General features: G+C 54.1%; 11 protein-coding genes and 1 CRISPR repeat array. Of the genes, 5 read left to right on the forward strand and 6 right to left on the reverse strand.

Features of this window, described 5'->3' with window-relative positions:
• Nucleotides 1-26: 26 nt before the first annotated feature.
• The 5 genes from serS to lrp form a co-directional block, all read right to left on the reverse strand.
• Nucleotides 27-1,319: a serine--tRNA ligase gene (gene serS, locus AC07P6_RS20295; protein ID WP_182237590.1), complete on the reverse strand. Its 1,293-nt coding sequence runs from the start codon at nt 1,317-1,319 to the stop codon at nt 27-29.
• A gap of 89 nt (nt 1,320-1,408) precedes the next feature.
• The gene (rarA, locus tag AC07P6_RS20300; RefSeq protein ID WP_182237588.1) at nt 1,409-2,752 is read right to left on the reverse strand and encodes a replication-associated recombination protein RarA; all 1,344 of its coding nucleotides are present in this window, start codon (nt 2,750-2,752) and stop codon (nt 1,409-1,411) included.
• Nucleotides 2,753-2,760: 8 nt separating this feature from the next.
• Nucleotides 2,761-3,372 (reverse strand): outer membrane lipoprotein periplasmic chaperone LolA, encoded by a 612-nt coding sequence (gene lolA, locus AC07P6_RS20305; RefSeq protein ID WP_110275200.1) that lies wholly within the window; start codon nt 3,370-3,372, stop codon nt 2,761-2,763.
• A gap of 121 nt (nt 3,373-3,493) precedes the next feature.
• Complete coding sequence (gene ftsK, locus AC07P6_RS20310; RefSeq protein WP_478314404.1) at nt 3,494-7,633, reverse strand: DNA translocase FtsK; 4,140 nt, start codon at nt 7,631-7,633, stop codon at nt 3,494-3,496.
• Between the two features lie 135 nt (nt 7,634-7,768).
• The gene (gene lrp / locus AC07P6_RS20315) at nt 7,769-8,263 is read right to left on the reverse strand and encodes a leucine-responsive transcriptional regulator Lrp (RefSeq protein WP_002439523.1); all 495 of its coding nucleotides are present in this window, start codon (nt 8,261-8,263) and stop codon (nt 7,769-7,771) included.
• A gap of 530 nt (nt 8,264-8,793) precedes the next feature.
• On the opposite strand from lrp, the gene trxB reads away from it, so the two are divergent.
• The 5 genes from trxB (at nt 8,794) to infA (ending at nt 14,605) form a co-directional block, all read left to right on the forward strand.
• The gene (gene trxB / locus AC07P6_RS20320) at nt 8,794-9,762 is read left to right on the forward strand and encodes a thioredoxin-disulfide reductase (RefSeq protein WP_182237584.1); all 969 of its coding nucleotides are present in this window, start codon (nt 8,794-8,796) and stop codon (nt 9,760-9,762) included.
• A 114-nt stretch (nt 9,763-9,876) separates the two neighbouring features.
• A complete protein-coding gene (gene cydD, locus AC07P6_RS20325; protein ID WP_434659513.1) occupies nt 9,877-11,643 on the forward strand; it encodes a heme ABC transporter permease/ATP-binding protein CydD in 1,767 nt (588 codons plus the stop codon).
• Nucleotides 11,644-13,365, forward strand: coding sequence for a heme ABC transporter ATP-binding protein/permease CydC (cydC, locus tag AC07P6_RS20330; protein ID WP_434659515.1), 1,722 nt, complete (start codon nt 11,644-11,646; stop codon nt 13,363-13,365).
• Nucleotides 13,366-13,403: 38 nt separating this feature from the next.
• Nucleotides 13,404-14,108 carry a leucyl/phenylalanyl-tRNA--protein transferase gene (gene aat, locus AC07P6_RS20335; RefSeq protein ID WP_478314405.1) on the forward strand — a complete coding sequence of 235 codons (705 nt, stop codon included), beginning with the start codon at nt 13,404-13,406 and terminating at the stop codon, nt 14,106-14,108.
• 278 nt (nt 14,109-14,386) lie between these two features.
• Nucleotides 14,387-14,605, forward strand: coding sequence for a translation initiation factor IF-1 (gene infA / locus AC07P6_RS20340; RefSeq protein WP_002211347.1), 219 nt, complete (start codon nt 14,387-14,389; stop codon nt 14,603-14,605).
• 140 nt (nt 14,606-14,745) lie between these two features.
• Nucleotides 14,746-15,313: direct repeats of the CRISPR family, unit length 28 nt; unit sequence TTTCTAAGCTGCCTGTACGGCAGTGAAC.
• A gap of 196 nt (nt 15,314-15,509) precedes the next feature.
• Here the strand turns inward: infA and cas6f are convergent.
• The gene (gene cas6f / locus AC07P6_RS20345; protein ID WP_478314407.1) at nt 15,510-16,064 is read right to left on the reverse strand and encodes a type I-F CRISPR-associated endoribonuclease Cas6/Csy4; all 555 of its coding nucleotides are present in this window, start codon (nt 16,062-16,064) and stop codon (nt 15,510-15,512) included.

The raw sequence follows: 16,064 nt of genomic DNA on the forward strand, positions 1-16,064 counted from the left end.
GGCGCTTTTAGGACGATTATCGAAAATCAGCCGATGAATTCGAGGCCGCGCATATATGGGCGCAGAATTTCCGGGATCTCAATGCGGCCATCAGTCTGCTGATAGTTCTCCATCAGGGCGACCAGCGTGCGTCCGACCGCCAGGCCAGAGCCGTTCAGCGTGTGCACCAGGCGAGTTTTCTTATCAGACTTGCTGCGGCAGCGAGCCTGCATGCGACGCGCCTGGAAATCCCCGACGTTGGAGCAGGAAGAAATTTCGCGGTAGGTGTTCTGCGCCGGAACCCACACTTCCAGATCGTAGGTTTTGCATGCACTAAAGCCCATATCACCAGTGCACAAAGCCACTTTACGATACGGCAGACCCAGCAATTGCAGAACTTTTTCCGCATGCCCGGTCATTTCTTCCAGCGCTACCATTGAATCTTCCGGACGCACGATCTGTACCATTTCAACTTTGTCGAACTGGTGCATACGAATCAGGCCGCGAGTGTCACGACCGTAGGAGCCCGCTTCGGAGCGGAAGCACGGCGTATGCGCGGTCATTTTGATCGGCAGATCGTCTTCGTCGATGATCTCATCACGAACCAGGTTGGTCAGCGGGACTTCCGCCGTCGGGATCAACGCGTAGTTGCTGCTGTCCGCTTCTTCTTCCAGCGGACGAGTGTGGAACAGGTCACCGGCGAACTTCGGCAACTGACCCGTACCGTACAGCGTCTCCTGGTTAACCAGGTACGGAACATAGTTTTCACTATAACCGTGCTGTTCAGTGTGCAGGTCCAGCATAAACTGCGCCAGCGCGCGATGCAGGCGAGCCAGTTGGCCTTTCATCACCACAAAACGGGAACCGGTCAGCTTCACGGCGGCGGCAAAATCCAGGCCTCCGTGCATTTCGCCCAGCGTCACGTGATCGCGAACGTCAAAATCAAACTCACGCGGCGTACCCCAGCGGCTAACTTCAACGTTATCGTTTTCATCGCGACCGGCCGGAACATCGTCGTGCGGGATATTAGGGATAGTCAGCGCGATATCACGGATTTCCGCTAGTAGTGTATCCAGTTCGGCCTTCGCAGCATCGAGCTGTTCACCGAGCTTATTCACTTCCAGGCGTAATGGCTCGATATCTTCCCCACGCGCTTTCGCCTGGCCTATGGATTTCGATCGGGAGTTGCGCTCCGCCTGCAGGTTTTCAGTTTGAACCTGCAGAACTTTACGACGCTCTTCCAGAGCGCGAAGTTTATCTACATCCAGCTTATAGCCCCGGCGTGCCAGTTTTTCTGCGACTGCGTCTGGCTCGGTACGCAGCAGATTGGGATCGAGCATGCTTATCCTGTGCTTATCGAATTAATAAAGAAAAATGGCCGCAGATGCGACCACGGAAATATTGTGACAACCTTACCGCAACGCCCCAATTATCGGTAGCGTTTTATCGGGCTATTTTGATCCTGTTCGGTTAACCAGGCGAGCTTTTCGCCTATTTTGCCTTCCAGGCCCCGGTTTGTCGGCTGATAATAGCGTGTTTGTGCCATTTCCTGCGGGAAATACTGCTCTCCCGCGGCATAAGCATTGGGTTCATCGTGCGCATAGCGATACTCTTGCCCGTAGCCCATTTCTTTCATCAGTTTAGTTGGTGCATTACGCAAATGCACCGGTACATCATAGTCAGGGCGCTCGCGAGCATCAGCCATCGCCGCTTTAAATGCCGTGTAAACCGCGTTGCTTTTTGGCGCGCAGGCAAGATAGACAATCGCCTGCGCAATCGCCCGCTCGCCTTCAGCCGGGCCGACGCGGGTGAAGCAGTCCCAGGCGGAAATGGCGACCTGCATCGCCCGCGGGTCGGCATTGCCGACGTCTTCCGAAGCAATCGCCAGACAGCGCCGAGCCACATACAGCGGATCGCCACCGGCAGTAATAATTCGTGCATACCAGTACAGGGCCGCGTCCGGTGCGCTCCCGCGAACCGATTTGTGTAGTGCGGAGATTAAATCGTAGAAACGGTCGCCTTTATTATCGAACCGCGCGCTGCGTTCTCCGGCAATTTCAGTCAACAACTCAACGTTCAGCACTCGATTACCGGAAGCATCGGTTTCGGCCATATCGGCCATCATTTCCAGAGTATTCAGCGCCCGGCGCGCATCACCGTTTACCAGATCGGCAATGGCCTTGCGCGTCTCGTCCGGCAGAACGATATTTTGCCCGCCGTAGCCGCGCGTCTTGTCACTCATTGCCTGGTGAAGCACCTGCTCAATATCATCGCTGGTTAACGATTTCAGCAAATAAACACGTGCGCGGGATAGCAGTGCAGAGTTGAGTTCAAAGGAAGGGTTTTCCGTTGTCGCGCCGATAAAGGTGATGGTCCCGTCTTCAATATGCGGCAGAAAAGCATCCTGCTGGCTTTTATTGAAACGGTGAACTTCGTCGACAAACAGGATCGTGCGGCGGCCTGCGTTGCGGTTTTGACGCGCCCGCTCGATGGCCTCACGGATCTCTTTCACGCCGGAGGTCACTGCCGAGATGCGTTCTACGTCGGCGCTGGCATAGCGGGCAATGACCTCAGCCAGCGTAGTTTTTCCGGTACCCGGCGGTCCCCACAGGATCATGGAGTGCAGATGACCGGCTTCAATTGCCCTCGGCAACGGCTTACCGGTTGCCAGCAGATGCTGCTGGCCAATGTACTGTGCTAAATTTTCTGGCCGCATACGGGCGGCCAGTGGTTGAAATGCGTTGTCGGAAAAATCGAGCGACAGATTGCCCACATTCGCCTCTACTTACGTTGATCGTCCACCGTAACCCCTTGCGGCGGCGTAAAGGTGAACTTAGATGCGTCGATAGCACCATTTTGTTGCGATTTCAGCTGATAGCTGCTGCGTTGATCGTCCTGTTCCACGGCGCTGAACTGATGAATCGTACCGTCACGGCCGACGTTGATGGTGAACTGCTTCAGGTTACCACTGCCGTTTTTCGGCGTCAGAACAAAATCATCACCATTCTGTTTGATGTTGTAGTTCTGCCAGTCGCTGGACTGGTTACGGGCAATCAGCATAAACGGCGTGTTGCTGGTGGCGTCTTTCAGCCAGGTGGCGGTAGCCTGCTCGACAAATGGGTTGTAGAACCACAGGGTTTTACCATCAGAAACCAGCACGCTTTCATCCGGCTGAGTCATATGCCAGTTGAATAGATTTGGGCGCTTGACCCACAGGTCACCCTGCCCGTCCTGCACGGCATTGCCGCTACCATCGGTCACTTTCTGCGTGAAGCTGGAGTGGAAACTGCTCACTTTATCAAGGCGGCTTTTTAAATCGCTGGCGGCATCCGCCCATACCTGGCTTACGACAAAACCGGACAGTAATGCACAGGTGATTGCGAGTTTTTTCATTGTTATTCCTTAATGTGCGTCACTCCCGACGCGGGAGCCTCTTCTGCTCCTAATGTAGGACCACCAACGGCGGCGTAACAGCAGAACAGGCTGATTTTCACTTATTTACCCAACTTTGCCGTTACTCGAAAGGCGGCGGAGCCAGCACTTCACGGTTACCATTATGACCTTGTTCGCTAACAATGCCCTGAGCTTCCATCTGTTCGATGATACGCGCAGCACGGTTATAGCCGATGCGGAACTGACGCTGCACCCCGGAAATAGAGGCTTTGCGTTTTTCCGTTACAAAGTTGACGGCCTGATCGAATAGCGGATCAAGCTCTTCGCCGCCCTCGTAGCCACCGCCGCTGCCTTCGCTCTCGCTATCGGAGGTAATTCCATCAACATACTGCGGACGTCCACGAGCTTTCCAGTCCTGAACCACAGCATGCACTTCCTCGTCGCGAACAAAGGCACCATGAACACGCACTGGGATCGTCGAGTTTGGTGCCGAATAGAGCATATCACCCATACCCAGCAGTGATTCCGCTCCGCCCTGGTCAAGGATGGTGCGCGAGTCAATTTTACTCGACACGGTAAAGGCAATACGCGTCGGAATGTTCGCTTTGATAAGGCCGGTAATAACGTCAACTGAAGGACGCTGGGTCGCCAGTACCAGATGAATCCCTGCGGCACGCGCCTTCTGCGCCAGACGAGCAATCAGCTCCTCCACTTTCTTGCCAACGGTCATCATCAAGTCAGCAAATTCATCGACCAGAACCACAATATAAGGCTCTTTTTTCAGCACCGGATGGGTGGCATCCATGCTATCGCCGGGTTTCCAGTACGGATCAGGAATTGGCCGTCCCATGCGTGCGGCTTCAGCAATTTTCTCGTTGTAGCCCGCCAGGTTGCGCACGCCCAGAGCAGACATGAGCTTATAACGACGCTCCATCTCATTAACGCTCCAGCGCAGTGCGTTGGCTGCATCTTTCATATCCGTAACGACTTCCGTCAACAGATGCGGGATCCCTTCATAAACCGACAGCTCTAGCATTTTCGGGTCGATCATGATGAATTTCACATCTTCCGGCTGCGCTTTATAGAGCATGCTGAGGATCATGGCGTTGACCCCGACCGATTTACCGGAACCGGTGGTACCGGCGACCAGCAGGTGCGGCATTTTTGCCAAATCAGCGGTAACCGGATCGCCTGCAATGTCTTTACCCAGAACAACGGTCAGCGGCGAAGGATTGTCGCGGAATTTCGCACAATCCAACACTTCGCGCAGGTAAACGGTCTGACGCTTTTTGTTCGGCAGTTCCAGACCCACGTAAGGCTTGCCTGGAATAACTTCCACGACGCGCACAGCGGCGGTAGACAGCGAACGCGCCAAATCTCGCGACAAGTTGGAAATTCGCGCTGCTTTCACCCCAGGAGCCAGATTCAGCTCAAAGCGGGTGATAACCGGGCCTGGCGAGTAGTTCACCACATCGGCTTTGATACGGAAATCAGCCAGACGTGCTTCGACCAGCCGCGCCATTTGCTCCAGCGCGAAAGTATCGACTGGCTCAACTTCAGACGGCGGCGGCGTCAGCAGATCTAAAGACGGCAGTAACGTAGTCGGTTTTTGTAGCGGACGGCTATCGCCATTACGCATCAACAGCGGATGAATCAGACTTTCCTGCGGCTGTGGTACTGGCTGTTGCGCCACATGACTCTGAGGCGCAGGCTGCTGCGGATAACCACCGGGAACCTGCGTCATCTGAGGAGCCATTTGCGGATGCTGTACCGGTTGCTGTTGAACCGGCTGATAAACCTGCTGCTGCACAGGCTGAGGCGGCATCTGTTGCTGAGGCATCTGCGGATGTGCCGCATGATGTACAGGTTGTTGATGCTGGATTGGCTGCTGATACTGATGAGCAGGCTGTTGCACTTCCGGCATCGGCGTGAACATCGGCTCGCTCGGCGTATCATCAACTAACGCTTTCATCGGCGAAAATTCATAATCTGCCGGAGAGAACGGATGAGAACCCGGTGGTTGTTCGCTTGCATAGCGCTGCTGCTGAGTCGCAGCAAACTGACGAGCGAGTTCGGCCTCAGCGACAGAATCTTCATCATCGTCTACTTCATCTGCAACGTCAGCACCGTAGGTTTCGCTATAACGCTGGTTTTGAGAGGCGGCAAACTGACGCGCCAGTTCACCCTGCTCAAGTTCAGCAACTTCTTCATCGGTTAATGGCTCATCATCGTAGTGCTGGTGCTCAGCCTGACGAGCACGTTCCTCAGCCATTCGTTGCGATGGCAGTTTAATGCCATAGGAGGCGAGCTCACGACGCGTTGGCACACGAACACGATTTGGGCGCGGCAATTTCGGACCTATGCCCTCTTTTACCTGCACGCGAGGACCACCAGAGACGGGGCTAAATAACGGCGCAGCGCTGGACGCCGCAGATGCGGCGGAAGCCACCACAGAGCTAGCGGCACCTGCGCCAGTTGCTTGATGGACGCCTGCAGCCAGCGTGCTGACTGCTGCGGCATCAACCGGCGATGGCGTTGGCGGAGCGATCGGTTTTGTCGCTACCGGACTAACAGGCTCTGGAATGGGCTGATACCACGCTGCAAGCTGTTCACGTTCACGCGCGCGCTTCTCTTCAACCTCTTCAAAGTAATACATAGGCGGACGCTGCGGCTTCACTTCCTCTTGCGGGGCCTCAGGCTCCACGACAGGAGCGGGAGCGTACGGCTCAGGCTGATAAGCTGGTTGCTGCATCGGGGCCTGTTCCGGCTGATATGCATGCTGCGGCTGGTAAGCGGGCTCAGGCTGATAAGCTGGCTGCTGCATCGGGGCCTGTTCCGGCTGATATGCATGCTGCGGCTGGTAAGCGGGCTCAGGCTGATAAGCTGGCTGCTGTATTGGGGCCTGTTCCGGCTGATATGCATGCTGCGGCTGGTAAGCGGGCTCAGGCTGATAAGCTGGCTGCTGCATCGGGGCCTGTTCAGGCTGATATGCATGCTGCGGCTGGTAAGCGGGCTCAGGCTGATAAGCTGGCTGCTGCATCGGGGCCTGTTCCGGCTGATACACGTTCTGCGGCTGGTAAGCGGGCTCAGGCTGATAAGCTGGCTGCTGCATTGGGGCCTGTTCCGGCTGATACGCATGCTGTGGCTGGTAAGCAGGTTCGGATTGATACGTTGGCTGGGCCTCATGTCCTGCCACCGGTTCAGCCCACGGTTGCGGCGCGCTGGTTGCCAATGCAGCGGTTGCAACCGGGTCGGCAACGCTGTGGCCATTCAGTAGCGGATCGTATGGGTCAAAATCACCCGGCCGTGCCGCGCTAGCGCCAGAAAATAGTACATCATCAGCATCCGCCGGACGCGCAGCGCTGGATCCAGAGAAAAGTACGTCTTCAGCCGCCACGGGTGCGCCGCTAGCGCTGTACTGAACGTCTTCTTCGGCATCATCCATACGCCTGCCGGAGAACAACGCCGCATCGGTCTTGCGCCCCATCGGGTTGGAAAACTTCTCAGCCAGGCGCTGACGGCGTGCTAAAGCGCTACGTAAAATTCGTGCACGACGCGACTCTTGCGGTTTCGCAGAATCATCGTCTTCATATTCATCTTCATCATCTTCATATTCCCCTTCATCGACCCAGGTATCGTCGCGACGGGTACGGTTGCTGGCGAAAGTTAACACCGAAAGGATCGCGCCGCCTAGCTTTTCAGCGATGCTAACCCAGGACCAGCCGGTAAACAGCGTCAGACCAGCCGCCCAGATGCATAGCAGCGCGATCGTCCCACCGCTGCTGTGGAGCAACGGCTTTAACGTGGTGCTCAGCAGGCTACCAATCACGCCACCAGAGGCGAAATACCAGATATCATCAGCATTAATGGCCGCCAGCCCACACGAGGTGAGGATCAGTGCTAATGCGCCAATCAAGCGTAATGACACGGCGAAGTAGTCGATATATTCGTCGTTTTCCTGATGACGCCATGCAAACCAGCAGCCACCGATGATGATGACCGGGATGGTGTATGCCATTACGCCAAAAATGAAAAATAGCGTATCGGCAAGCCAGGCGCCTGGTATCCCACCTATGTTATGAATAGGTTCATGCCATGCAGTTTGTGACCAGCTCGGATCCGAGGGATTAAAGCTGAGTAAGGCCGCCATCAACCAGATGGCAAAAAGGGAGCAAAGAATGAGTAACGCCTCAAGGAGTCGACGCCCACTACTAAGCTTTGTAAATTTGACTTCTTTGTCTTCAGTGTATTCCTGGCTCAAGAAAGGCTCTCCAGGTATCAGGCTGTTTCCTGCCTGCAGCTAAAACGGACAACAGTGCCGGGTCTCCCCGGCACTGTTGCTGTATGGATTAACAGGAGTGTAATCAAACTACGTCGATTTTGCACCTGTTCCGTGTTAGCGCGTCTTGATTACCAGACGATTACTTTGCTTGACTTCTTCCATTACCACGTAGGTACGGGTGTCATTTACGCCCGGTAGGCGCAGCAAGGTCTCGCCCAGTAACTTACGATACGCTGACATATCCGGTACGCGGGTTTTCAACAGATAGTCGAAATCTCCGGATACCAGATGACACTCTTGAATTTCTTCAAGTTTTTGCACAGCGGAGTTAAATTGCTCAAACACATCCGGCGCGCCACGATTCAGAGTAATCTCAACAAATACCAGAAGTGATGCATCCAGATAATGCGGGTTGAGCAGCGCTGTATAGCCCTGAATAAAACCCTGTCTTTCCAGTCGACGCACACGCTCAAGGCAAGGCGTCGGAGAAAGTCCCACCCGTTTAGAAAGCTCGACGTTGGAAATACGCCCGTCTTTTTGCAATTCATTCAAAATATTACGATCGATGCGGTCGAGATCTTTGCCAGGGCGCTTCTTGCTATCTACCATTATTATTGTCTCTCTGTATTCCTTCCCTACTCCTGTTCTGACCCTGGCCTTCACTGCCAGAGTCCATCCTGTTATTACCCGTACGACATTGGGTAACCCAGGGGTACGTGAGAAGTCCGTTGCCTGAAGGCAGCCACCGACATCACGCATGGCGTCTGTCCACACCATGCGTAGATTTCGCTGACCCGGATAAAAATGGCATTTGCGTGCATGAAAATTCGCCACACGCGAAACACTGCTTTTCTTCTTCCATGAATGTTTTCGCAAAAGCACAGGGGATTGTCAAAGCAAAACATCGATTTTTAGTACAAGATGCCAGATATTCATTATCCTCCCCCGTTGATTCTCATGTTTTCCTCTTATAATTGTCCCGCTGACAGTAGAATTAGTTATATTCTTCGTTCGTTAAATCGCCAATTCATCGGCAGCTTCTATTGCACATATCGTTAACAAAACCGCTGCGCTCTTTTTTTACGACAACAAATTCCCTACAATCCAGCACATGTATGCCAATAAATTACGGGGTTCTCATGGGCACGGCCAAACACAGTAAACTGCTTATTCTTGGTTCTGGACCTGCGGGATATACCGCTGCGGTCTACGCAGCGCGCGCAAATCTTCAGCCGGTACTGATTACCGGGATGGAAAAAGGCGGTCAGCTGACCACCACGACGGAAGTGGAAAACTGGCCTGGCGATCCAAGCGATCTGACCGGACCGCTGCTGATGGAGCGCATGCACGAACACGCAACCAAGTTTGAGACCGAAATTATTTTCGATCATATCAACAGCGTCGATCTGCAAAACCGTCCATTCCGCCTGGTGGGTGACAGCGGCGAATATACCTGCGATGCGCTGATTATCGCTACCGGTGCGTCTGCGCGCTATCTGGGACTGCCATCCGAAGAAGCCTTTAAAGGCCGCGGCGTTTCCGCCTGCGCCACCTGCGACGGCTTCTTCTATCGCAACCAGAAAGTTGCCGTTATCGGCGGCGGCAATACCGCAGTAGAAGAAGCACTGTATCTGTCTAACATCGCTTCCGAAGTCCACCTGATCCACCGCCGTGACGGCTTCCGTGCGGAAAAAATCCTTATCAAGCGCCTGATGGATAAAGTGGCAAGTGGCAATATCGTGCTGCATACCCACCGTACGCTAGAAGAGGTGACGGGCGATCAGATGGGCGTGAGCGGTCTTCGCCTGCGCGATACGCAGAATACTGACAATGTTGAATCGCTGGAAGTCGCGGGGCTGTTCGTCGCTATCGGCCACAGTCCGAACACAGCAATTTTTGCAGGTCAACTGGAGCTGGAAAACGGCTACATCAAAGTTCAGTCCGGTATCCACGGTAATGCAACTCAGACCAGTATTCCGGGCGTCTTCGCTGCCGGTGACGTGATGGATCATATCTATCGTCAGGCCATTACTTCAGCCGGTACAGGCTGTATGGCCGCGCTGGATGCCGAGCGTTATCTGGATGGTTTAGCCGACGCTTGTAAATAATCTTTACAAGTCAGTAACAAAGGTAAAGAAGGCGACGAAAAGTCGCCTTTATTTTTGCCCCGTTGTAACATTGCCGAGCCCAAAAAACTCATAACTACACCTGCTAAGCGCGCAATGAATAAAACCCGTCAACAAGAGTTAACCCGTTGGTTAAAAGATCAAAGTATTATCTCCCGTCGCTGGTTGATGATTTCCCGTGCACTCGGTGTCATTAGCGGTCTGCTGATCGTTGCCCAGGCCTGGTTCCTCGCGCGGATACTCCATCGTATGATCATGGAAAATATCCCCGCCACGGCGCTGTTGCTGCCCTTTACGTTGCTAGCGCTGACCATCGTGCTTCGTGCCTGGGTGGTATGGCTGCGCGAACGAGTCGGCTTTCAAGCTGGGCAACACATCCGCGTTGAGATCCGCCGCCAGGTTCTGGATCGTCTGCAGCAAGCAGGCCCGGCATGGATTCAGGGCAAACCCGCGGGAAGTTGGGCCACGCTGATTCTTGAACAAATTGACGATATGCATGACTACTATGCGCGTTATTTGCCACAGATGACGCTGGCAGCCTGCGTGCCGTTATTAATTGTCATCACCATTTTCCCGATTAACTGGGCTGCGGCGCTCATTCTGCTGGGTACCGCGCCGCTTATTCCGCTGTTTATGGCGCTGGTGGGAATGGGGGCGGCTGATGCCAATCGGCGTAACTTCCTTGCTCTGGCGCGATTAAGCGGCCATTTCCTCGACCGCCTGAGAGGGATGGAAACGCTGCGAATTTTTCATCGCGGCGAAGCAGAAACGGACAATATTCGTGAAGCCTCCCAGGATTTCCGCCAACGGACGATGGAAGTGCTGCGTCTGGCCTTTCTCTCTTCCGGCGTACTGGAGTTTTTCACCTCGCTCTCTATCGCTCTCGTCGCTGTCTACTTTGGTTTCTCCTACCTTGGGGAGCTCAATTTTGGCCATTACGGCGTCGGCGTGACCTTAATGTCCGGCTTTCTGGCGTTAATTTTGGCCCCAGAATTTTTCCAGCCGCTGCGCGATTTAGGCACTTTCTATCACGCAAAAGCACAGGCCATTGGCGCTGCGGATAGCCTGAAAACCTTTATGGAAGCACCGCTGGCACAGGCCGAGCGTGGTGAAAAAGTATTGAGCGACAATGAAATGGTGAGCCTTGAAGCGCGCGATCTGGTGATTAAATCGCCTGAAGGTAAAGTGCTGGCCGGGCCGCTGAACTTTTCATTGCGCGCAGGTGAGCGCGTGGTCCTGGTTGGTCAAAGCGGCTCCGGCAAAAGTTCTCTTCTCAATACCTTGACTGGTTTTCTTCCCTATGAGGGGTCTCTCAAAGTCAATGGCGTTGAGCTACATACCCTGGACGCCGACCGCTGGCGGCGCCTTCTGAGCTGGGTTGGACAAAACCCACAGTTACCCGCTGCAACGCTGCGCGAAAACGTTCTGTTGGCATGGCCCGAAGCCACAGAGGCCCAGCTTCAACTGGCGCTGGATAAGGCCTGGGTCAGCGAATTTGTCTCTCTCCTGCCCCAGGGCATTAATACTACTGTCGGCGATCAGGCCGGTCGTTTGTCTGTTGGGCAAGCCCAGCGTGTCGCAGTTGCGCGCGCGCTGCTGGTTCCTTGCCGTATGCTGCTGCTGGATGAACCCGCCGCCAGCCTTGATGCGCATAGTGAACAACGAGTGATGCAGGCCCTCACCAATGCCTCAACCCAACAAACCACGTTGATGGTGACCCATCAACTGGAAGGCCTGGCAAATTGGGACGCCATCTGGGTTATGCAGGATGGCCAAATTGTCGAGCAGGGCCGTTATTCGCAGTTGGCAACCGCAGGTGGCCCTTTTGCTACCCTGCTCGCTCACCGTCAGGAGGAGATTTAAATGCGCGCATTATTGCCTTACCTGGCGCTCTACAAACGGCACAAATGGCTGCTGATGCTCGGCGTTGTACTGGCGATCGTTACGCTGCTGGCCAGCATTGGTTTGCTGACGCTCTCGGGCTGGTTCCTGTCGGCATCCGCCGTTGTCGGCGTGGCAGGCATCTACAGTTTTAACTATATGCTGCCTGCCGCTGGTGTACGCGGCGCGGCTATTATTCGTACCGCAGGACGCTACTTCGAGCGTCTGGTCAGCCACGACGCCACCTTCCGTGTTCTCCAGCATCTGCGCGTATTTACCTTCAGTAAACTTCTGCCGCTCTCCCCCGCCGGACTGGCTCGTTTTCGTCAGGGCGAACTGCTCAACCGGGTCGTTGCCGACGTCGATACTCTGGACCATCTCTATTTGCGCGTGATATCGCCGCTGGTGGGTGCCCTGGTGGTGATCCTGGTGGTAACTGCGGGTCTGAGCGTACTGGATGTGCCGCTGGCCCTGACCCTCGGCGGCATTATGCTGATCACCCTACTGGTACTGCCACCGCTGTTCTATCGCGCCGGTAAACCCGCAGGTGAAAGTATGACCCAGCTGCGTGGCCAGTATCGACAGCAGCTCACTGCATGGCTTCAAGGCCAGGCTGAACTGATGCTGTTCAATGCCAGCGATCGCTACCGGGAGCAGATGGAGAAAACCGAAGTCCGCTGGCAGGATGCACAGCGTCGCCAGGCAGAACTTACCGCACTCTCCCAGGCGTTAATGCTGCTGATTGGCGGAATTGCGATCATCGCTATGCTATGGCTCGCCTCGGCGGGCGTCGGCGGTAATACTCAGCCTGGCGCGCTAATTGCCTTGTTTGTCTTCTGTGCGCTGGCGGCATTCGAAGCGTTAGCGCCAGTAACCGGTGCATTTCAGCATATGGGACAGGTTATCGCCTCGGCAAAACGCATCACGCAAATTACCGAGCAAGAGCCGGAAGTGACCTTTACGCAAGGTGAAGGTCAGAAGCTGGAGCAGGTCGCGTTAACCTTAAATCAGGTTACCTTCAGCTATCCACAGCAACCCTCCCCTGCGCTGGATAATGTTTCACTGCAGGTCAAGGCCGGGGAACATATCGCCATTCTGGGCCGCACCGGCTGCGGTAAATCGACTCTATTACAGCTACTGACCCGCGCCTGGGATCCGGCTCAGGGTGAAATTTTACTCAACCATCAGCCGCTAACTCAGCTTGATGAGACAACGTTGCGTCAGGCAATGAGCGTCGTGCCGCAGCGCGTGCATCTGTTTAGCGCCACGCTGCGTGACAACCTGCTGCTGGCATCGCCGCAGTCCAGCGATGCACAGCTTTCAGAAACGCTGGAGCGCGTTGGCCTGGGGAAATTACTGGAAGACAGCGGCCTCAATAGCTGGCTGGGTGAAGGCGGACGTCAACTTTCCGGCGGCGAATTGCGTAGGCTGGCTATCGCCAGGGCCCTGTTACATGATGCGCCGCTCATGCTGCTTGACGAACCAACCGAAGGCCTCGACGCGACGACAGAAAGCCAAATCCTTGATTTACTGGCCGAAGTGATGCGTGACAAAACCGTGTTGATGGTTACCCACCGACTGCGCGGATTGGCGCGTTTTAATCAGATAATAGTCATGGACAACGGCAAAATTATTGAGCAAGGTAGTCACGCAGAACTGCTGGCTGAACAGGGGCGTTACTACCAGTTTAAGCAGCGCCTGTAGGCTACTATTGAATCATCGCCTAATGTGTTGAGGTAAAAATGCGGCTGGTTCAGCTCTCTCATCATTCCATCGCCTTCCCTTCGCCGGAAGGCGCACTGCGCGAACCCAATGGCTTATTAGCGCTAGGCGGCGATCTCAGCCCGGCGCGTTTACTTATGGCCTATCAGCGCGGTATTTTTCCCTGGTTTTCGCCCGGCGATCCCATTTTATGGTGGTCGCCAGACCCTCGTGCGGTACTGTGGCCGGAGAAATTTCACCTCAGCCGCAGCATGAAGCGCTTTCACCAGCGCTCACCGTATCGTGTCACTCTGAATCACGCTTTTGGGCAGGTGATTGAAGGCTGCGCCGACTATCGCGATGAGGGGACATGGATAACGCCCGCTATCGTTCAGGCCTATCACCAACTTCATGAGCTAGGCCATGCCCACTCTATTGAAGTATGGCAAGGAGATGAGCTGGTCGGCGGTATGTATGGCGTAGCGCAGGGCGCACTCTTTTGCGGTGAGTCGATGTTTAGCCGTGCGGAAAATGCCTCTAAAACCGCGCTGCTGGTATTTAGCCAGGCGTTTATGCAGGATGGCGGAAAATTAATTGATTGCCAGGTGCTCAATAATCATACGGCCTCGTTGGGCGCGGTAGAAATTCCCCGCCGCGATTATCTGGATTATCTCTCTGTACTGCGAACTTATCGTCTTCCAGAGCGATTTTGGGTGCCTCGGATGCTATTTGCGGGCGAAGTATAAATGTTTTCAGCACATTTTTTGTTGGGATGGTATAATTGCGCGGTAGAGTAGCTTCTGCCTGTTGCCCCGCCGCCGTTTGGGAATAATAAGAGTCAGATAACGCCCATCGTTCTGTCACTCCCCTTTACGTTTGCGCCTGTCATGCGGTTTATCCGCGTGAATTCCGGGCAATACGCCAAAACTACTTCGGCGATTTGACGTAAAACTTTACTTACTTGCTGAACTTCGGCATTATCTTGCCGGTTCAAAACTACGGTAGTGATACCCCAGAGGACTAGATGGCCAAAGAAGACAATATTGAAATGCAGGGCACCGTACTTGACACGTTGCCTAACACAATGTTCCGCGTAGAACTGGAAAACGGTCACGTGGTAACTGCGCATATTTCCGGTAAAATGCGTAAAAACTACATCCGCATTCTGACGGGCGACAAAGTGACTGTTGAGCTGACCCCGTACGACCTGAGCAAAGGCCGCATTGTCTTCCGTAGTCGCTGATCGTTTTCGCCCCTAAGGCGCCAGATGCTGAAGGCCGGGATATTTCCCGGCCTTTTCATTTCTGCTATTCAAGCCTCATTTCCTCACCCTCAGTTTTTGTCAGTTGTAATACCGATTCCGGAATCGCGATATTTGCGCTTTTTCCAGACTGCCTGTACGGCAGTGAACACCGAAAACTGACACCGGCAATGCTGAATGCTTTTCTAAGCTGCCTTTACGGCAGTGAACGCGCTGCTGGGCCGGGTGTCGGTTAACGGCACTTTCTAAGCTGCCTGTACGGCAGTGAACTCAGGATTGTTTCCAAATTCTTTGCGAATTTTTTTCTAAGCTGCCTGTACGGCAGTGAACTCTCGTGAATGGGCGATCCGTTGTACTCACGATTTCTAAGCTGCCTGTACGGCAGTGAACGGCCTCGTAAAACGAGAATCTGGCATTGTTGGTTTCTAAGCTGCCTGTACGGCAGTGAACATATCTTGATACAGCCGCCGCCGCTCTCGGGCTTTCTAAGCTGCCTGTACGGCAGTGAACTACCAGGGGCGCGCATACTACTGGAGCGGCGATTTCTAAGCTGCCTGTACGGCAGTGAACGAAGACGATAGCCAGGTGAAGCGTATGTCCGTTTTCTAAGCTGCCTGTACGGCAGTGAACAGAGCTTCAGCTTGTTTACGGAGGGTTTCTGGTTTCTAAGCTGCCTGTACGGCAGTGAACTGGAGCAATTTAGCAACAACCATTTGATTTAAATAAAAAACACCCACATTTACCCAATAAACCCTTTTCTGACCAGTGCATAGCTGTCATTTAAAATCAACAACATAGCATCACGTTCTAAAAAAGGGTTTTCTGATTACCCAGCGAGGAATTCTGCGTAGCGCCGGTTGATTCCCATCCCTCGCCAACGGCAGCGCTAAAACCAGGGGATAGTCGCGACGTTACTTAGCCCGTAGCTGCTAAATTTTCCTGACACGCGCAGCCCCCTCAGTTCACCGTGACAAACAAACAGCGGGAACATCTGTCCATTAGAGAGACTTTTCATATTCAGCCACGGAAGCGTTGTCGACTGTTCCCGCATGGTAAGCAATCGCGCATCCGCTTCATCCTGCGTCAGCCAGCCTTTTTTCACTGAACGGCGCATTAGCCGTTCGGGGCTGCTTTTTACCTGCACCCGGCTGACGCATCGCCAGCCTTTTATCTCGGGTACCGGCATCACTCTCCCGCTCTGACAATAATCATTTAGCCCCTTGCGCCAGAGCGTTTCTTCAAGCTCAGACAGTGCAGATTCCTCACCATGTAAGCGTAATAATGGCCCTGGTTTTATTGAGAATTCAGGAAAACTTACGCCAATATCACCCCGACCACTGGCCCCTAAAGCACGGTGTAGCTTTGCAAATAGGGCGGCCATAAGCATCTCCTCGCCAAATTCAGGGTCAGGTAAAACGCGGATATCCATGAAATAGTCCAC

The sequence above is a fragment of the Klebsiella sp. GFKo11 genome (genome assembly GCF_056490265.1).

Coding starts and splice junctions, on each gene's coding strand:
- serS (WP_182237590.1), bottom strand. CDS start 1,319: ATGCTCGATCCCAATCTGCTGCGTACCGAGCCAGACGCAGTCGCAGAA.
- lolA (WP_110275200.1), bottom strand. CDS start 3,372: ATGAAAAAACTCGCAATCACCTGTGCATTACTGTCCGGTTTTGTCGTA.
- lrp (WP_002439523.1), bottom strand. CDS start 8,263: ATGGTAGATAGCAAGAAGCGCCCTGGCAAAGATCTCGACCGCATCGAT.
- trxB (WP_182237584.1), top strand. CDS start 8,794: ATGGGCACGGCCAAACACAGTAAACTGCTTATTCTTGGTTCTGGACCT.
- cydD (WP_434659513.1), top strand. CDS start 9,877: ATGAATAAAACCCGTCAACAAGAGTTAACCCGTTGGTTAAAAGATCAA.
- cydC (WP_434659515.1), top strand. CDS start 11,644: ATGCGCGCATTATTGCCTTACCTGGCGCTCTACAAACGGCACAAATGG.
- aat (WP_478314405.1), top strand. CDS start 13,404: ATGCGGCTGGTTCAGCTCTCTCATCATTCCATCGCCTTCCCTTCGCCG.
- infA (WP_002211347.1), top strand. CDS start 14,387: ATGGCCAAAGAAGACAATATTGAAATGCAGGGCACCGTACTTGACACG.